We start from the raw sequence: 15,082 nt of genomic DNA, 5'->3' as shown, positions 1-15,082 counted from the left end.
TCTATCGAATATGTTCACGGCTTGTTTACGTTAATTTCCGCCCGCTGCGCAGGCCGTGCTCGTCGTCCCTCACGGTCTCCGTCCGATCCGCCATGGCGGCGTCCGGGAGAACGGCGGTTGGAGTGGCTTTTCGCGCCACCGCGAGATGTCCTTCGATACGCTTCGCGCCGTCCATGCGCAGGAAAACCCGGTCGAGGGTCGCGACCTCGAAGCCCGCGGCGGCGAGCGCGCGACTCACATAGGCTTGCGAGTGTGCATAGCGCAGTGACGGCCGCACCATGAAGTCCTCCGGGCCGTCATGCGCCTCAACGGTGAAGGCGAACAGGCCGTTCGCCTCGAGAAGCCGGGCGGCAAGCGCGAAGGCGGGGGCGAGGTCGCCGAGATAGATGTAGACATCCGCCGCAACCGCGAGGTCGGCGCGTCCTGGATCGGTCTCCGCGAACGCCATGTCGGCGACATCGCCCTTGTCGAGGCGGTCGTAGATCCGTTTCGAGCGGGCGCGTTTCAGCATCCCCGCCGACAGGTCGATGCCTTCGAGGAAACTGGCGGACTTGCGAAGATGTTCGCCCATCAGCCCCGTGCCGCAGCCCAGGTCGATCGCATGGCGGACGCTCATGCGTCCGGTCCCGAGCGCCCCGGCAATGGCCTCGGTCAGCAATTGCGGTGCGTGATAGTCCAGCCGCTCGACCAGAGAGGTCTCGAAGCGCGGCGCGAAATCGTCGAACAGGCTTTCCACATAGGCGACGGGCGGAGTGTCCGGCGTTTCCGTCAGGCCAAGGCTGGCGAGCCTGAGCTGCGCGCCGAAACGATCATCCGCGTCCAGCCGCAGCATCTGCGCCCACGTGTCGGCGGCATCGGCGGCGCGGCCTGCCTTGTCGAGCCAATCGCCCATCAGGGCGAGAAAAGGCAGGTGCTCCGGCGCAAGCTCCAGCGCCTGTGCCATGATGTCGGCAGCGGCGTCGAAGTCTCCGGCGCCTGCATAGGAGCGGGCGAACTCCGCGCGCCTGTCGGCGGTCAGGCTGCCCGAACTCTGATTTGTCATTGTCGTAGGGGTCCGAAAGAAGGCGATGACGGCATATGTTGCCGGCCGCAGAAAAATACAATCGGAAACTGCAGGTCTTCTCCGCGCCGAAAAGGCGTCTATCTTGTCATCATGCGCTTCGAGGACCTTCTCCGACCGACGCCGAAAGGCCTCTACTGCCCGCCGGGCGATTTTTATATCGACCCCGTTCGGCCCGTCGAGCGCGCGCTGGTCACCCACGGCCATGCCGACCATGCCCGTCCGGGCCATGCCCATGTGATGGCGACGCGCGAGACGCTTGACATCATGGGCATCCGCTACGGCGAAGGGTTCGCCGGCGCGACGCAGGAGGCCGGCTATGGCGAGGTTATCGATATCAACGGCGTCACGGTCAGCTGGCATCCCGCCGGCCATGTGCTCGGCGCGGCGCAGATCGCGGTCGAAAAGGACGGCACGCGCATCGTCGCCTCGGGCGACTACAAGCGCCGCCGCGATCCCACCTGCGCGGCATTCGAGCCGGTCAAATGCGATGTCTTCATCACCGAGGCGACGTTCGGCCTGCCGGTCTTCCGCCACCCGGACGACCGCGAGGAAATCGGCAAGCTCCTGAAAAGCGTCGCGCAGTTCCCGGCGAGCGCCCATCTCGTCGGCGCCTATGCGCTCGGCAAGGCGCAACGCGTCATCGCGCTCCTGCGCGAGGCGGGATATGGCGAGACGATCTACATTCACGGCGCGATGCAGAAACTGTGCGACTACTATGTCAGCCGCGGCGTCGAGCTCGGCCCGCTTGCGCCCGCGACGATAGAAAAACAGGCGAAGGACCAGTTCGCCGGGGCCATCGTAATCGGCCCGCCCTCCGCCTTCGCCGACCGCTGGGCGCGGCGCTTTCCCGATCCGATCTCCTGCTTTGCCTCCGGCTGGATGCGGGTGCGCCAACGCACAAGGCAGCGCGGCGTCGAACTGCCGCTGATCCTGTCGGATCATTGCGACTGGGACGAACTGACCGGGACGATCCGCGAGATCGGCCCGCAGGAGGTCTGGGTCACCCATGGCCGCGAGGAAGCGCTTGTGCGCTGGTGCGAACTGAACCAGATAAGAGCAAAACCGCTCAACATCGTCGGATATGAGGACGAAGCCGAATGATATCGCCATCCCGCCTCTCACGCATCGTCGCACCCCTATGCCTTGCGCTTCTGGTCTTGTCCGGTCGTCATGCTGTCGGGTCGAGCCCCGATGCCTGGGAGCAATTCCGCGCCGAGGTGGAGAGCGCCTGCGTGGCGATGGCCGCGCCGCGCATGAAGGTCGCCGGCATCCGCGTCGATCCGACGGGGACGGCAAGTTTCGGCGTCGCGCTTCTGACAGACGCCGCAACCGGGGCGCAGCATATCTGCGTCTACGACAAGGAGACCGGCAAGACCGAACTCGGCGGCGCGCTGGAGACGGTCACCGATCCGATAGAACCCTTCTCGCCGCAGGACGCGACGCAATTGTCCAATCTGCCGGCGCAGGTCAAGGCGACGCTCGACGAGCTCAAGAAGAAAGGCCTGTCGGTCAACGGCCAGGCCGACACGGTCGAGGCGCTGCTTGATGGGCGGGTCAAGTCCGACGATCTCGGCTCGTTTCCGACCGGGCCCTATCGCTGCGATGTCTTCTGGTACGGTTTCCTCGAAGAGGGCGCGCGCCGCGTCGGCGCCCACACCTGCTCCGTGTCGAGAGCGCCGGGCGGTAACCTCGTCATCGACAAGACGAGCGGCGAGCACCTGAATGCCGAGACCGTGCCCGTCGAGAACGGACAGACAGCCTTTGCCGGCCGCACATGGATCGACGATCAGCCGGAGCATCAATACGACCCGGCCCACCCGGCCAATGCCGAAAACGACAATTTCGGCAACAAGGTCGGCCGCGTGTTGCGCTCGGGCGAAAGGCTCTTCCTCGTCTCCATAGACGAGCGCGGCATGACCGAGCCGGACCCGACCTATTTCGAGATCCTGGAACTGATTCCGCAGCTTTGAAGTCCTTTGCCGACCTCCTCGACCGTCTCGTCCTGACGCCTTCGCGCAACGCCAAGCTGAAGCTGCTGACGGACTATCTTGCGGTGACCCCCGACCCGGATCGCGGTTACGCCATCGCCGCGATCACCCGCGATCTCGACATCCTCTCTGTCAAACCGGCGATGATCCGCGCGCTTGTCTCCGAGCGCGTCGACGAGGTGCTGTTCGGCTATTCCTATGATTTCGTCGGCGACCTGGCCGAGACGGTTTCGCTTATCTGGCCGTCGCCCGAGGCGGAGAATCCGGAGGCCGATCTGCGCCTTTCGGCCATCGTCGAAACATTGCAGGCCGCCTCCCGCTCGGACGGGCCGAAGCTGGTCGAACGCTGGCTCGACGATCTCGATTCCTCCGGGCGCTATGCACTTTTGAAGCTGATCACCGGCGGCATGCGCATCGGCGTCTCGTCGCGGCTGATGAAACAGGCGCTCGCTGATTACGGCGCAAAGGACGTGACCGAGATCGAGGAACTCTGGCACGGTCTCGCGCCGCCCTACCTGCCGCTGTTCGACTGGCTCGACGGCAAGGCGGAAAAGCCCGAAAACCTCGCCGCCGCGCCGTTTCGCCCGGTCATGCTGGCCAATCCGACCGATCTGGAAGAACTGGCCCGCTACGACCCGGCCGACTACCTCGCCGAATGGAAATGGGACGGTATCCGCGTGCAGGTGACCGCCGAGAAGGGCGTGTGCCGCATCTATTCGCGCACCGGCGACGATATTTCCGGCGCCTTTCCCGACCTCCTCGCAGCGATGGAGTTCGACGGCGCCATCGACGGCGAATTGCTGGTCGGTCATGCCGAGGACGGCGCGATCCGCGCCGGCACCTTTTCCGATCTCCAGCAGCGGCTGAACCGCAAGACCGTCCCCGCGAAATTGCAGAAACAATATCCCGCGATCCTGCGCGCTTACGACCTATTGCAGGATAGCGGCGAGGATTTGCGCCCGCTGCCCTTCGAGCGCCGCCGCGAGCGGCTGGAGCGTTTCGTCGCGGCGCTGCCGTCTGACCGTTTCGACCTGTCGCCGTTGGTCCCCTTCGAAGGCTGGGCCGAAGTCGCCGAGAAGCGCAACGCGCCGCCCGATCCGGTGATCGAGGGCCTGATGCTCAAGCGCCGCGACTCGGCCTATGTGCCGGGCCGTCCGAAGGGGCCGTGGTTCAAGTGGAAGCGCGATCCGCGGCTAGTCGACGCTGTGCTGATGTATGCCCAGCGCGGTCACGGCAAGCGGTCGAGCTTCTATTCCGACTATACGTTTGGCGTCTGGACCGGACCCGCCGACGACGCGCAACTCGTGCCCGTCGGCAAGGCCTATTTCGGCTTCACGGACGAGGAACTGAAACAGATCGACAAATTCGTCCGCGACAACACGATCGAGCGCTTCGGCCCCGTCCGCTCGGTGCGCGCCGAGCCGGATCACGGCCTCGTGCTGGAGGTCGCCTTCGAGGGGCTGAACCGCTCGACCCGCCACAAATCCGGCGTCGCCATGCGCTTCCCGCGCATATCCCGCCTCAGATGGGACAAGCCCCCACACGAGGCCGACCGTCTGGAGACGCTGGAGGCGATGCTGGAATAGGCTAGGCGCTTTGGTCGAATGGCCACGGAGCGTTCTAGGCCGGTGCCTCGGCGGTGCCGTAGGGCGCCAGGCCGTACTTTCCTACAAGGACTTGTTCCGCTGTTTGAAGCGCGCCCTCGATCCAGCCCTGTTGCAACGACCAGGCTTCTCCGCAAATGGAAAGCGGCAAGCCCGGAACCGGATCGCGGGCTCTTTCTATAGCGCTCTCCGGCGTACTGCCGTGTCGCCAGAGATGGAAAGCGCCGCCGAAGGGATCGGCCTGCCAGTCTTGCACGACGGCATCGACGGGTAGCGGCGGATTGCGGGTCAGGCGCCCATCGAAGACCTTCAGGATCTGACGGTGGATTTCCCTGGTCGCCGCATGATCCTTTCCCAGCCATTGTCCGTTCTCGCCGGCTCGAAGCAGTGTGCGCCAGAACCCGCTTCTTTCGCCTTCCGTGTAGATTTCCAGCGCGGCGTGTTGCGATCCGGTTTCGGGTCCGTGGCGGCGGGCGATCCCGATCTGGCCGACGGCGAGGTCCGTCGATATGCGTCCTTCCGCAAATCCCGCCTCGATCCACCAGGGTTCGGGATAGACGACCGCCGCGGTTGCGATTGGCCATTGGGCGACCGCGCCGAAAAGCGCGGCCATGGTATCGTCATCGCCGAGGCCTTCGACCTGTTTCAGCGCATGGGGCGGCAAAGCGAGGACGGCGCTTCCGGCTTCGATTGTTCGCATCCTGCCCGGACTGGTGAATTCGAGACTTGCGTTGTTTCCGTCCTTTCCGGCTGTCACACGTGAAAGCCGGTGGCCGAGCCGGATTGTCATGCCATGGGCTTCTATCGCCGCTCTCAAGGCGTCCGTCAGCGCCGACATTCCGGAGGAAGGCCAGGACATCCTCACGCCGAAGAGCCCGTCGGCCATCCATGCGAGCGTCGCATTGCCATGGAGCTGCTCGTGGAGGAACGAGTAGCCCAGCCGATCGGCCAGCAGTCGCAGTTCCTCGTCGGTCAAAAACCGGGAGAACGCCTCGTTGAGCGGCAACTGGTCATACGGTGGGTCAAACCGCAACTCGCGGTCCCGCTCGTGACCGGCTCTCCGGCTTGCCCGCACAGCCTTTTCGAGCAGTTTTCGGATCCCACGCCGTTGCAGGTAGCGGCTGACCCGGTAGTCGAATGGCTTGCGGAACCAGGCGCGGCTGATCTGCCGGCGGGTGCGTGAGCAGCCCCGCAAATGCACGATGTTGTGGTCGCGAAACACGATGGCCGGTTCGGTTGCCAGCCCCAGATCGGCGGCGAGCGCGTTGCTGAGCACATGCCCCGAATTCAGGAAATGGGCACCCATTTCGGCCTTGCAGCCTGGATCGCCCGGCCATGTCGCCCCGAGGATTCGCCCGCCTGTTCGGTCAGCTGCTTCGAAAAAACCGATCCGGTCCGGCGATACGCCCGCCTCCAGCAGCCGCCAGCAGCAATAGAGGCCGGCAATACCGGCCCCGACGATCACAATGTCTCGCCATTCCTCTGGCGATGACACTCGCCGTCCTTTTCAGCGCTGAAGTCAGCTAAAGTCAGCAGATCCGCCGGGGTTGATTGCGGTGGATGCCTGCAGGGACAGCGGGGACTTCGAAAGGGTCGGCTTGCTGTAGATCTTCTTCGTGGTTTCGGTATTCTTCATTCTCTTCCCCGTGTCCGGCGTGACAATCGTCATTCCCGGCTGAAATCATATGGCGGTTCTGGTCGTGTCGAGACAGTGAATCGGTTTCCTGCCACTGCGATGAGGTTAGATCAGGCGATTGCGCTTTTCAATTGCCGCGACGCCTGCCCGCGCGCATGGTCGTTTCTTGATCGCAATCAGGTCGGCGGTCCGGTCTTCCCGAAGCAAATTCAACGCTTCCCGCCTCAATTTGCCATCGGCGTTTCAACGCACTGACAGTGCTGCGGTGAGAGAGGCCGGCCTGCGGCGGCGCTGACCTCTATTGATCCAGGGTGGCCGCGATCAGCGCATCGAGATGATCATACTGGAACAGGTGGCCGACGCCGGACACCTTGGTTCTCGGCGGTTCGCCTGCCATCTCGTAGAGCCGTTCCATGTCCTTTGACGAGTGGATGGAATCCGCTTCGCCGTGAACGAACCGCACCGGCGTCTGCAGCTTTCGCACCGACGCCCAGTCGAAATGCACCTGGTTGAAATAGTCTTGGCGGATGCTGTTTTCGGAATTGAGGACCGCTTGCATGATGCGCGCGCCGTGATGCGGCGCGGAAAACTCGCGCGCCAGGATGTCCGTGTCGGGCGTGCTGCCCGAAAATATCCGTTTTATGGCGGGTTCGAACCGCTCTCTCGGTGCGAATTGCTGTTTCAGCATCGCCATCGTCTTCGTCAGGATCGGCTCGCTGCGCAGCGCCAGTTCGGCGATGCTGGCGCCGAAATAGGCGGTACTCGGCTTGTAGTGACCGGCCGAGTAGCAGGTCGCCGCATAGGTGATCGACGCCGCCTTGTCCGGATGCTTCGCGGCGAAGGATGTCGCGAGCGCGCCGCTGGAGACGAGCGCGAGGATCGGCGCCGGCACGCCGCACATCTGCTTCCACGCGGTCTCGACACAAGCCAGCGCCTCCTTGCGGTGGGACGCGTGGTCTTTTCGCGGGGCGTCCCGTTCCAGCAGACCTGGCCGCAGCGGCAGGATCACGCGGATATCGTTCGCCGTCGCGAAGGCCAGATTGTCATGCGTGATGTCCGGGAAGATCATCGGGTGAAGCACGATGACCGGCCGCCCGGTCAGCGGTCCGTAATCGAGGATGCGTGCGGGCGGCCCGGTGCGCTGGCTCAGGATCGATACGCGCACCCCGTCGGGCAGGAAGCGGTCGGCGTAATCGTGCAGATATTCGTGCTCCTGCGAGGTGGCGATCGCCGGCATCAGCGCCAGCAGCGCATCCTGCAGCAGAACGCGCACGACGTCCTGCTGGCGCGACAGGCGCATCTTGTTTGCCAGGGACTTGAACTGGTTGCGTCGCGTTTCATAGGCGAGCCCGTCTGTCTCCGCGGCTTCGGAAAGCGACTTTCCGGCGAGCAGAAGCGCGGCGAGGCGGGTTTCCGCCGGGCTCGGAGGCTCGAGCCCGCGGCTCCGCATCGTGGCGGGGATGATGTCGGTCGGAGCGACCACGACCATGGAGTGGCCCGCGTTCCGGCAACACACGCCGATATGGTCGTCCGACACGACAACATGGTTGACTTCGGATGCCGGCGAGAGATCGACTCCGGGAAGCAGGGAGGCGCCGGGCGGCAGATTGGCGTCCAGCCGGTATCGCCAGATCGGAACGTTGTCGTGATAGGCTGCGGGCACCGGCTCCTGCCGGTCGATGCTGTCGAGAAAGCCGAGAAGGAGGTCGGAGTCGAGATCGGGGACCGTACGGACGGCCTCCATCGCGATCGTTCTCGACGTGAAGTCCTGCAACGCCTCGCCCCCTGACCCGTCCCCCGACTGAAATCGCGACCATCATGCCGTGTTTTCGGCGAAAATGAAGCATCTTTTGGTGTGGCCGGCCAGGAAGAGCGCGAAATGGATCGCCCCGACCAGGCCGTTCGCGACACGAACCTGCCAATGAAAGGGGCCGGGCGCCGAAGCCGCGGGAATGGTCCGGCTGCGACTGGTAAAGCCTTGCAAGTGCCCCAATTTGCGCCTAGCTGACACGCCGAGGCCAGCGGGAGCGCACCACATGACTGTCAACCGGTTCCTCGGCGACACCGTCGCCCGGACGATCATCAAGCTGATCGTCGTGTCGATACTTGTCGGCATGGCGATGAATGTCTTCAACATCTATCCGCTCGACATCGTCTATGCGTTCCGCGACTTCGCCGTGAACCTCTGGGAGAAGGGCTGGGCCGCGCTCGGTCGCTTCGGCGACTGGCTGATCCTCGGCGCCATGATCGTGGTGCCGGTCTTCGTGCTTCTTCGCGTACTCAATTACCGGCGCAACTGATGATCGAGCGGCGTGTCGTCATTCTCGGGGCGTTGTCCTCGGGGTTGTTGTCGGGCTGCACGACATCAGGCCTGCTCGACCTGTCGCTCGGTGCCGGCGAAAGCGAGATCGTTACGGGGAAGGTGCTGGCAAGCGTCAATAGGCTCCGCGTCGCCGATGGCAAGCCGCGCCTGCGTTCCGACGGCAGGCTTGGCCGGCAGGCGCGCGAGCATGCGGAATACATGGCGCGCAAGGGCCGCATGTCGCACGACAATTTCGCCCGGCGCATGAAGAAGTGGAACATCGATTTGCCGGCGGCCGAAAACGTCGCCGAGGGCCAGCACGATCCGGCCTCGATGTTCGAGGCTTTCCGCGATTCCCCGAAACATCTGGAAAACATGCTGGTCGCCGACTTCCGCAAGCTTGGCGTCGGTGTCGCCAGCAATCGCGACGGACGCAAATTCTGGGTGATGGGTCTCAGCGGCTAGGCCCGCATCTTTGCAAACGGTCAGGCGGGCGGCAGGCACACGCCTTCATAGCCGCGCCCCATGGTCGTCTGCATGCGCGAGGGCCTTGCCGGCGGACGGCAGGCGACGACGGTGAGGCCGTTGAGATTGGACGGCAATGACGACAATCGCGCTTCGCCGGGATCGAATGTCGCGCTCTCGCCCGGCTCAAGGATCTTCGTTTGATCACAGGGCGCGGGATTGGTCTCGCCCGGCATGCAAAGCCCTACGGCGATCGGTTCGTCGCAGATATTGACGACGCCGCGTGGCTGGACCTCGCCCGTCATGCCTTGGGTGCAATGGTTGAGGTCGGCGCGAAGCGACGAGCGCTGATAGCTGCCGGAAACGAGATACAGAAACGGCGGAAGCAGAAAGGCGAACGCCAGGCCGGCCACAAGCGCGCCCCACAGCGGCACACGCGGCCGCTTGCCCGGACGATGGCTGAGGGAGAGCACCAGCACCGCCACGAAGGATCCGATGAAAACCTGGTCGAAATTTACTTCGGGCAGGGCGGGCAGGAAGGGGACTTCCCGCCATGCCATCGCCGAAAGCTTGATCGCCCACGGAATAACGAAGGCTGCCACGATGCCGATGGCGAGCAGCTTCCACGCGGACAGGCTGGGCCGTCCGGCCCGCGCCCGCTGCAGGATCACGATCACGATCGTCAGAATGCCGCTGAAGACGGCGCCATCAAGAAACACTGGCATGTGGGCTCTTTCGTTGGCGGGGCTTCACGCTATGCCGCCGCCAGGGGCGTGTCCAGATAATCGCCGGGGAAGTGACGCGTTTCGGCCAGGCTCAGAACACGAACTCGCTGGCGACACGGTACAGGATGACGTGGCGCAGTGCGATCGCCTCGACATCGCGCGAATAGCCGCCGCCGATGACGCCGCACACCGGGATGCCGCGCTGGCGGAAATGCGTGAACACCATGCGTTCGCGCTGCTCGATGCCCCGGTCGGTCAGCGCCAGCCGCCCGAGCCGGTCTTCGGCATGCACATCGACGCCGGCATTGTAGAAGACGATGTCCGGCGAGACCTTCTCCCGCAATTCCTCCAGCACCAGCGCCAGCGTCTTGAGATAGGCGAAATCCTCCATGCCGTCCGGCAGGCCGAGATCGTAGTCCGAGGTCTGTTTGACATGCGGATAGTTCCGCTCCGCATGCACGGACGCCGTGAAGACGCGGTTGTCGCCGGCGAAGATGTCCGCCGTGCCGTCGCCCTGATGCACGTCGAGATCGAGCACCAGCGCGGACGAAATCTCCCCGTCTGCCAGCAGCAGATGCGCTGCCACGCCCACATCGTTGAAGGTGCAGAAACCGGCGCCATGCATCCGCCCCGCATGGTGGCTGCCGCCTGCCGTGTTGCAGGCGATGCCGTGTTCGAGCGCGATGCGCGCGGCCATCACCGTGCCGGCGGTCGCGCATTGCGCGCGAATAGCGGTGCGCTCGGTCACGTCGAAGCCGATCGCCTTCTCGATCTCGCGCGGCACGGTGAAGGCATAGACCTGGTCCACATAGGCCGGGTCATGCGCCAGCTTCACCCAGGCCTTGGGCGCGGGCGCGGGAACGTGGAAATCGCCGGGTCCGGCCAGTCCTTCCGCCATGATGGCGTCGGCGAGCAACCGGTACTTGCTCATCGGAAACCGATGGTTCGGCGAGAAATTCGCGTCATAGGCGGGATTGTGAACGATTGGCAGGCGCATGGCTTGTCAGACCTATTGCGTTCCGGCGAAAAAGCAATCAAGCCAATCCGGCCCCGCCTGAAGCGCTTTCGCGAATCCTGCCCATGACTGCCAGCCCGCAATCCGTAACGCGCCCCTTCGAGGTGACGAACCGAATGGTTTTCACCATCGCGGTGCCGATGACGCTTGCGTTCCTGACGACGCCGATCCTCGGCATCGTCGACACGGCGGTGATCGGTCAGTTCGGCGACGCCGCGCTGATCGGGGGGCTCGCGGTCGGCGCGATCATCTTCGACATCGTCTTCACCACGCTGAATTTCCTCCGCTCGGGCACCACCGGCTTCGTCGCCCAGGCGGTCGGGCGCGGCGACGATGTCGAGCAGCAGGCCGTGTTCTGGCGCGCGATCATCCTCGCCGCAATGCTCGGGATCGGCCTTCTCCTGCTGGCCCTGCCGATCCGCGAACTCGGCATCGTGTTGATGAACCCCGGCGAGGGCGTGTCCGAGGCAACGCGGACCTATGTCACCATCCGCATGATCGCCGCGCCCTTTACCCTTATCAACTATTCCGTTCTGGGCCTGTTGCTGGGGCAGGGCAGGGCTGTCCCGGCCCTTCTGCTGCAGACCCTCCTCAACGGCATCAACATCGCCGGCTCGATCTGGTTCGGCCTCGTGCTCGGATGGGCCATCGAGGGCGTGGCGCTCGGCACGATCCTCGGCGAAGCGACCGCCGCCGCCGTCGGTTTCTGGTGGATCCGGCGCGGTTTCGCGGGCAAGCCCGCGCCGTCATGGGCGCATGTCTTCGAACGGGACGCGTTCCTGCGGCTCGTTTCCGTCAATCGCGATATCATGATCCGCTCCTTCGCGCTGCTGGCCGGTTTTTCGCTGTTCACCCGCACCGGCGCGCAGTTTGGCGCGGTGACGCTCGCGGCCAACGCCATCCTGATGAACTTCTTCATGATCGCGGGTTATTATCTCGACGGCTTCGCCACGGCGGCCGAACAGATCGTCGGCCGCGCCATCGGCGCCAATTACCGGCCGGCCTTCTGGCGCGCGGTGAAGCTGACCATGATCTGGGGCTTCCTGCTCGCCGGTTTCACAACCATCGTCGTCCTTGCCTTCGGCGGATCGATGATCGACATCATGACCACCGCGCCCGGCGTGCGCGAGACCGCCCGGACCTATCTGCCCTGGGCGGCGCTGACCGCGATCATGGGCGTGCTCGCCTTCCAGATGGACGGCGTTTATATCGGCGCGACCTGGTCGCGCGACATGCGCAACATGATGCTCGCCTCCCTGGCACTGATGATCGCGCTCCTGTTTGCGCTGGTCCCCGTCTTCGGCAATCACGGCCTGTGGTTCGCGCTGAATGCGTTTCTCGGTGCGCGAGGGCTGACGCTGCTGGCGAATTTGCCGAGAAAGGCGCGGACGGTGTTTGGGTGAGGGCGCGAGGCGTTTTATTTAGGTCCGCCAGCGGCTTCTTTGCGTGCCAAGGTGGACGGATGGGCGTCGGCATCGAAAGTTGTCACATGAGTGCGCAGGGCGACATCCGTGAGGCCATTACGGCACAGGGTATGGACTTGGTCATCCTGCACGGTAGCGACTGGCGCTAAACCGGGCATCGAAAGTGCTGCGGCGGCAAAAACAGCCAAAAAAATCCTTTTATGACATTTGTGTGACATGGACCAGCCGCGCTAAATAGGCTAACGCTGCGTCAAGCATTTGCCGGCCCTCGATCTGCCAACGGCGGTGGTGTGAGGTCAGGTTGATTGCCGTGGCCGGCACTTCATTGCGTTGCTGACGGTTGTGCTCTTTCGCCCGAGCGCGGGGGAACTGTTGGGACTTGGCGTGTTGGTGGGGTCCTCTGCTTATGGGGATGTTTTCTGGGTTCTCGGTTCCGGAGTTGCCAGTTTGGCGGACAATCATTTTGCGACCTACGCTCGCCAGGTGTTCGATAATGGATACAGTATCAACACCGTTGTACGAGGTCGCAAAGACAGCCATCCGGAGTTGCCGCGAGACAGATATTGCTGGATGCGCCCGCAGTTGGAAGATGTTGAACGTGTGATGAAAACACACGGTGACTGCGGGCTTGGACTGCCAACCGGGCGGTTTGTTGTTGTTATTGATATCGACACCGAATGCGAGCGCCTTAACGAAAGGCTTCTCCGCATTGTCGAGTCGATTTGTGGCGAGACGCCGTTGTTGCGACAGGGGCGGCCGCCGCGTTTTTCTGCCATTTATTCAGCGCGAGAGCCGGTTTTATCGATAAGATTGCCGCAAGTCGATGTGTTGGGACTGATGACCAGTTGCAACGCCTACGGTGTACACCCAGACACAGGTGAGGAGTATAAATGGTTGCGCGGTCACGCTCCGCATACGCTGCCGTTGAGCAACCTCCCGCAGATTGGTAACCGCGAAACATTGGCATTCATGAATCTGGTTGCCGGGGAAATGTTTCGTGACCGGTTTTCCGGCTTCGAGCTGAAGCTTGATGACAATTTTCTTCCGCTGGTATTGGCATCACGCAGCGTGTTGTTAGCTCAGTTTGCCAGCCGTGTGGTCTTCGGCAAAAAATACGCACGAAGGCGGGCTCAGCGCGAAATCTACCAGAGCATAAGGTCGGGGTGTTGGGGGCTTACTTTCGCACCGCGCATCGATGGACCCATCCAATGGACACCTGACAGCAATATTGATGGATGGGGTCAGGAATGAGCAGTCACGGAGAAGGCATACGCCTGTCCGGGGAAAACCTCACCCGTTTGGTGGAGAACGGATTTAACCCGATCCCGGTGCAAAAAGGCAGCAAACATCCTGCCGCCACCGATAATTGGCGCCGATTTTGTTGGCAGCAGCCCGATGAAAGCGACATCGCCGATTGGAGCAAAGATTACGCCGGATCGAGTATCGGCTGTGCCTGTGGCAATTCGGTTGCGGCCGTTGATATTGATTCCGGTGAAGAAACGCGCACAAAACAGGTGATCGCTCTGGCCGAATCCCATCTGGGTTCAACACCGCTCATACGGTGGGGCAGGCCCGATCGCGTTGCCATGATCTACCGATGCGCGGAGCCGATCATCTCGGCCGGATACAGTGATGTGGATATTCTGGGCCTTGGTGCACAATTTGTGGCCTACGGCGTGCACCCGCGTACGCGACTGCCATATGTTTGGAACGACGGATCAGGCCCGCTGAACACGGCTTGCGACAGCCTGCCAGCCATCGACAACGATCAGGTCGACAGCTTTATGAGGGCGATAGTAAAGCTGTCGGAACCGAAAAGTAAGAAAACACGCCGTCTTCAGATCGACAATATCAGCCTGTTGGCGCCTTTGTCTTCAACGACGGTGATGATTCGGATGCTGGTAACACGCTACCTGAACGGGCAGAATGACGCGCGGCGAAGGGCCAGGGCCCTCATTGACAAAAAATACTTTGATACCGGTAAAGGATTGAAGGTTGGTTGGATTGAAGACGACACATCGGTGAAAAATGACGATGAGATCTGATCTGCCTGGTGATTGGGCGCCGCCCGAAAAACTCCTGATAATTTCGACTTTCTACAGGACAGGATCAAATCACCTGTGTGATTTGATGGCATCCACCAAACGGCTGGGCACGCCACAGGAGTATTTGTGGCCGCGTGGTTCATATGTGCAATCGGCAACGCGCGAAACAGGTTTTGATACGCAGAGATTTTTCGCCGATGTTGCTCGCGACTGGGAAACGGAAAACGGAGTGGCGGCTATTAAGCTTTTCCCAAGTCACATGAGCCGGCTACTCAATCATGTTGATCTGAATCGCTGGTTCCCGGATATCCGCTATATCTGGCTGCAACGCGCCGACACGTTGGGCCAAGCGGTCTCGCTGGCGCTGGCAGCAAAAAACGATGACTGGTTTGCACATCAGCCTGATAAGCCCGTCGGAAGGCAAGTAGAAGCCAGTTCGGGAGATGTTGATTTTGCGCTCAGAGGTGTCTGCCAGGCCCATTCTTTCTGGACAGAATATTTTGCACGAAACGACATTGTTCCGTTTCTCGTCACCTACGAGGACCTGGCGAAGAATCCCGAACGGATTGTTGGCGAGATAGCTCAATCTTGTGACGTTGAACTACCAGCGAATTCGCCAATTGAGAGCAAATTCAAACGCGTGCTTCACAAGCAAAACAAGTCCCTGCGTGCGGCCTTTGTGAAGGAGCAAGAGCGATTTGGACCTCTTCAGTCGCATGCTGTTGATGTTTATCCGCGAACGCTGAGCAATCTGGTTCGATTTATTAAGAACAAACCACTTCGCAAGCGGCCCAGGTAGCTTTCGGAATTTTAGC

The 15,082-nt window shown here is 62.5% G+C and carries 14 protein-coding genes; 9 read left to right on the top strand and 5 right to left on the bottom strand.

All coding sequences use genetic code 11. The annotated features are described in order from the left end of the window. Positions 1 to 25: 25 nt before the first annotated feature. The gene (locus LC343_RS07170) at positions 26 to 1,042 is read right to left on the bottom strand and encodes a methyltransferase domain-containing protein (protein WP_223476425.1); all 1,017 of its coding nucleotides are present in this window, start codon (positions 1,040 to 1,042) and stop codon (positions 26 to 28) included. A 111-nt stretch (positions 1,043 to 1,153) separates the two neighbouring features. Here LC343_RS07170 and LC343_RS07165 point away from each other — a divergent pair, with 111 nt between their 5' ends. The 3 genes from LC343_RS07165 to LC343_RS07155 are packed head-to-tail and all read left to right on the top strand — an operon-like array spanning position 1,154 to position 4,637. Further along, a complete protein-coding gene (locus LC343_RS07165; protein WP_223476424.1) occupies positions 1,154 to 2,164 on the top strand; it encodes a ligase-associated DNA damage response exonuclease in 1,011 nt (336 codons plus the stop codon). Beyond that, entirely contained in the window at positions 2,161 to 3,033 is an 873-nt protein-coding gene (locus LC343_RS07160) for a hypothetical protein (RefSeq protein ID WP_223476423.1), read from the top strand. The genes LC343_RS07165 and LC343_RS07160 overlap by 4 nt, the downstream gene beginning before the upstream one ends. After that, the gene (locus LC343_RS07155; protein WP_223476422.1) at positions 3,030 to 4,637 is read left to right on the top strand and encodes a cisplatin damage response ATP-dependent DNA ligase; all 1,608 of its coding nucleotides are present in this window, start codon (positions 3,030 to 3,032) and stop codon (positions 4,635 to 4,637) included. Before LC343_RS07160 ends, LC343_RS07155 begins: the two co-directional genes overlap by 4 nt. 34 nt (positions 4,638 to 4,671) lie before the next feature. Here the strand turns inward: LC343_RS07155 and LC343_RS07150 are convergent, their stop codons facing one another. Beyond that, a complete protein-coding gene (locus LC343_RS07150) occupies positions 4,672 to 6,150 on the bottom strand; it encodes a flavin monoamine oxidase family protein (RefSeq protein WP_223476421.1) in 1,479 nt (492 codons plus the stop codon). Between the two features lie 439 nt (positions 6,151 to 6,589). Further along, on the bottom strand, positions 6,590 to 8,065 hold the full coding sequence (locus tag LC343_RS07145) for an alpha/beta fold hydrolase (RefSeq protein ID WP_223476420.1): 1,476 nt from the start codon (positions 8,063 to 8,065) through the stop codon (positions 6,590 to 6,592). Positions 8,066 to 8,327: 262 nt separating this feature from the next. On the opposite strand from LC343_RS07145, the gene LC343_RS07140 reads away from it, so the two are divergent. Together LC343_RS07140 and LC343_RS07135 are read left to right on the top strand one after the other, a co-directional pair. Further along, positions 8,328 to 8,591 carry a DUF6460 domain-containing protein gene (locus LC343_RS07140; protein WP_223476419.1) on the top strand — a complete coding sequence of 88 codons (264 nt, stop codon included), beginning with the start codon at positions 8,328 to 8,330 and terminating at the stop codon, positions 8,589 to 8,591. Beyond that, on the top strand, positions 8,591 to 9,058 hold the full coding sequence (locus tag LC343_RS07135; RefSeq protein ID WP_223476418.1) for a CAP domain-containing protein: 468 nt from the start codon (positions 8,591 to 8,593) through the stop codon (positions 9,056 to 9,058). Before LC343_RS07140 ends, LC343_RS07135 begins: the two co-directional genes overlap by 1 nt. A gap of 20 nt (positions 9,059 to 9,078) precedes the next feature. On the opposite strand, the gene LC343_RS07130 is transcribed toward LC343_RS07135, so the two are convergent. Together LC343_RS07130 and LC343_RS07125 are read right to left on the bottom strand one after the other, a co-directional pair. Next, complete coding sequence (locus LC343_RS07130) at positions 9,079 to 9,783, bottom strand: hypothetical protein (protein ID WP_223476417.1); 705 nt, start codon at positions 9,781 to 9,783, stop codon at positions 9,079 to 9,081. Positions 9,784 to 9,874: 91 nt separating this feature from the next. Then, positions 9,875 to 10,780, bottom strand: a complete 906-nt coding sequence (locus LC343_RS07125; RefSeq protein WP_223476416.1) for a histone deacetylase family protein — start codon at positions 10,778 to 10,780, stop codon at positions 9,875 to 9,877. Positions 10,781 to 10,863: 83 nt separating this feature from the next. On the opposite strand from LC343_RS07125, the gene LC343_RS07120 reads away from it, so the two are divergent. The 4 genes from LC343_RS07120 (at position 10,864) to LC343_RS07105 (ending at position 15,066) form a co-directional block, all read left to right on the top strand. Next, positions 10,864 to 12,201 carry an MATE family efflux transporter gene (locus LC343_RS07120; RefSeq protein WP_223476415.1) on the top strand — a complete coding sequence of 446 codons (1,338 nt, stop codon included), beginning with the start codon at positions 10,864 to 10,866 and terminating at the stop codon, positions 12,199 to 12,201. Between the two features lie 468 nt (positions 12,202 to 12,669). Further along, entirely contained in the window at positions 12,670 to 13,473 is an 804-nt protein-coding gene (locus LC343_RS07115) for a bifunctional DNA primase/polymerase (RefSeq protein WP_223476414.1), read from the top strand. After that, positions 13,470 to 14,267, top strand: coding sequence for a bifunctional DNA primase/polymerase (locus tag LC343_RS07110; RefSeq protein ID WP_223476413.1), 798 nt, complete (start codon positions 13,470 to 13,472; stop codon positions 14,265 to 14,267). The genes LC343_RS07115 and LC343_RS07110 overlap by 4 nt, the downstream gene beginning before the upstream one ends. After that, positions 14,257 to 15,066 carry a Stf0 family sulfotransferase gene (locus tag LC343_RS07105; RefSeq protein WP_223476412.1) on the top strand — a complete coding sequence of 270 codons (810 nt, stop codon included), beginning with the start codon at positions 14,257 to 14,259 and terminating at the stop codon, positions 15,064 to 15,066. The genes LC343_RS07110 and LC343_RS07105 overlap by 11 nt, the downstream gene beginning before the upstream one ends. Positions 15,067 to 15,082: the final 16 nt, after the last annotated feature.

The organism is Oricola indica (assembly GCF_019966595.1).
In the GTDB taxonomy this organism is placed as follows: domain Bacteria; phylum Pseudomonadota; class Alphaproteobacteria; order Rhizobiales; family Rhizobiaceae; genus Oricola; species Oricola indica.
The sequence above is the reverse complement of the archived record's forward strand: the minus strand, read 5'-3'. Positions and strand labels throughout refer to the sequence as shown.

Excerpts from the sequence above, each read along its gene's own strand:
- LC343_RS07170 (WP_223476425.1), bottom strand. The coding sequence starts at position 1,042 with ATGACAAATCAGAGTTCGGGCAGCCTGACCGCCGACAGGCGCGCGGAG.
- LC343_RS07165 (WP_223476424.1), top strand. The coding sequence starts at position 1,154 with ATGCGCTTCGAGGACCTTCTCCGACCGACGCCGAAAGGCCTCTACTGC.
- LC343_RS07160 (WP_223476423.1), top strand. The coding sequence starts at position 2,161 with ATGATATCGCCATCCCGCCTCTCACGCATCGTCGCACCCCTATGCCTT.
- LC343_RS07140 (WP_223476419.1), top strand. The coding sequence starts at position 8,328 with ATGACTGTCAACCGGTTCCTCGGCGACACCGTCGCCCGGACGATCATC.
- LC343_RS07135 (WP_223476418.1), top strand. The coding sequence starts at position 8,591 with ATGATCGAGCGGCGTGTCGTCATTCTCGGGGCGTTGTCCTCGGGGTTG.
- LC343_RS07130 (WP_223476417.1), bottom strand. The coding sequence starts at position 9,783 with ATGCCAGTGTTTCTTGATGGCGCCGTCTTCAGCGGCATTCTGACGATC.
- LC343_RS07125 (WP_223476416.1), bottom strand. The coding sequence starts at position 10,780 with ATGCGCCTGCCAATCGTTCACAATCCCGCCTATGACGCGAATTTCTCG.
- LC343_RS07120 (WP_223476415.1), top strand. The coding sequence starts at position 10,864 with ATGACTGCCAGCCCGCAATCCGTAACGCGCCCCTTCGAGGTGACGAAC.
- LC343_RS07110 (WP_223476413.1), top strand. The coding sequence starts at position 13,470 with ATGAGCAGTCACGGAGAAGGCATACGCCTGTCCGGGGAAAACCTCACC.
- LC343_RS07105 (WP_223476412.1), top strand. The coding sequence starts at position 14,257 with ATGAGATCTGATCTGCCTGGTGATTGGGCGCCGCCCGAAAAACTCCTG.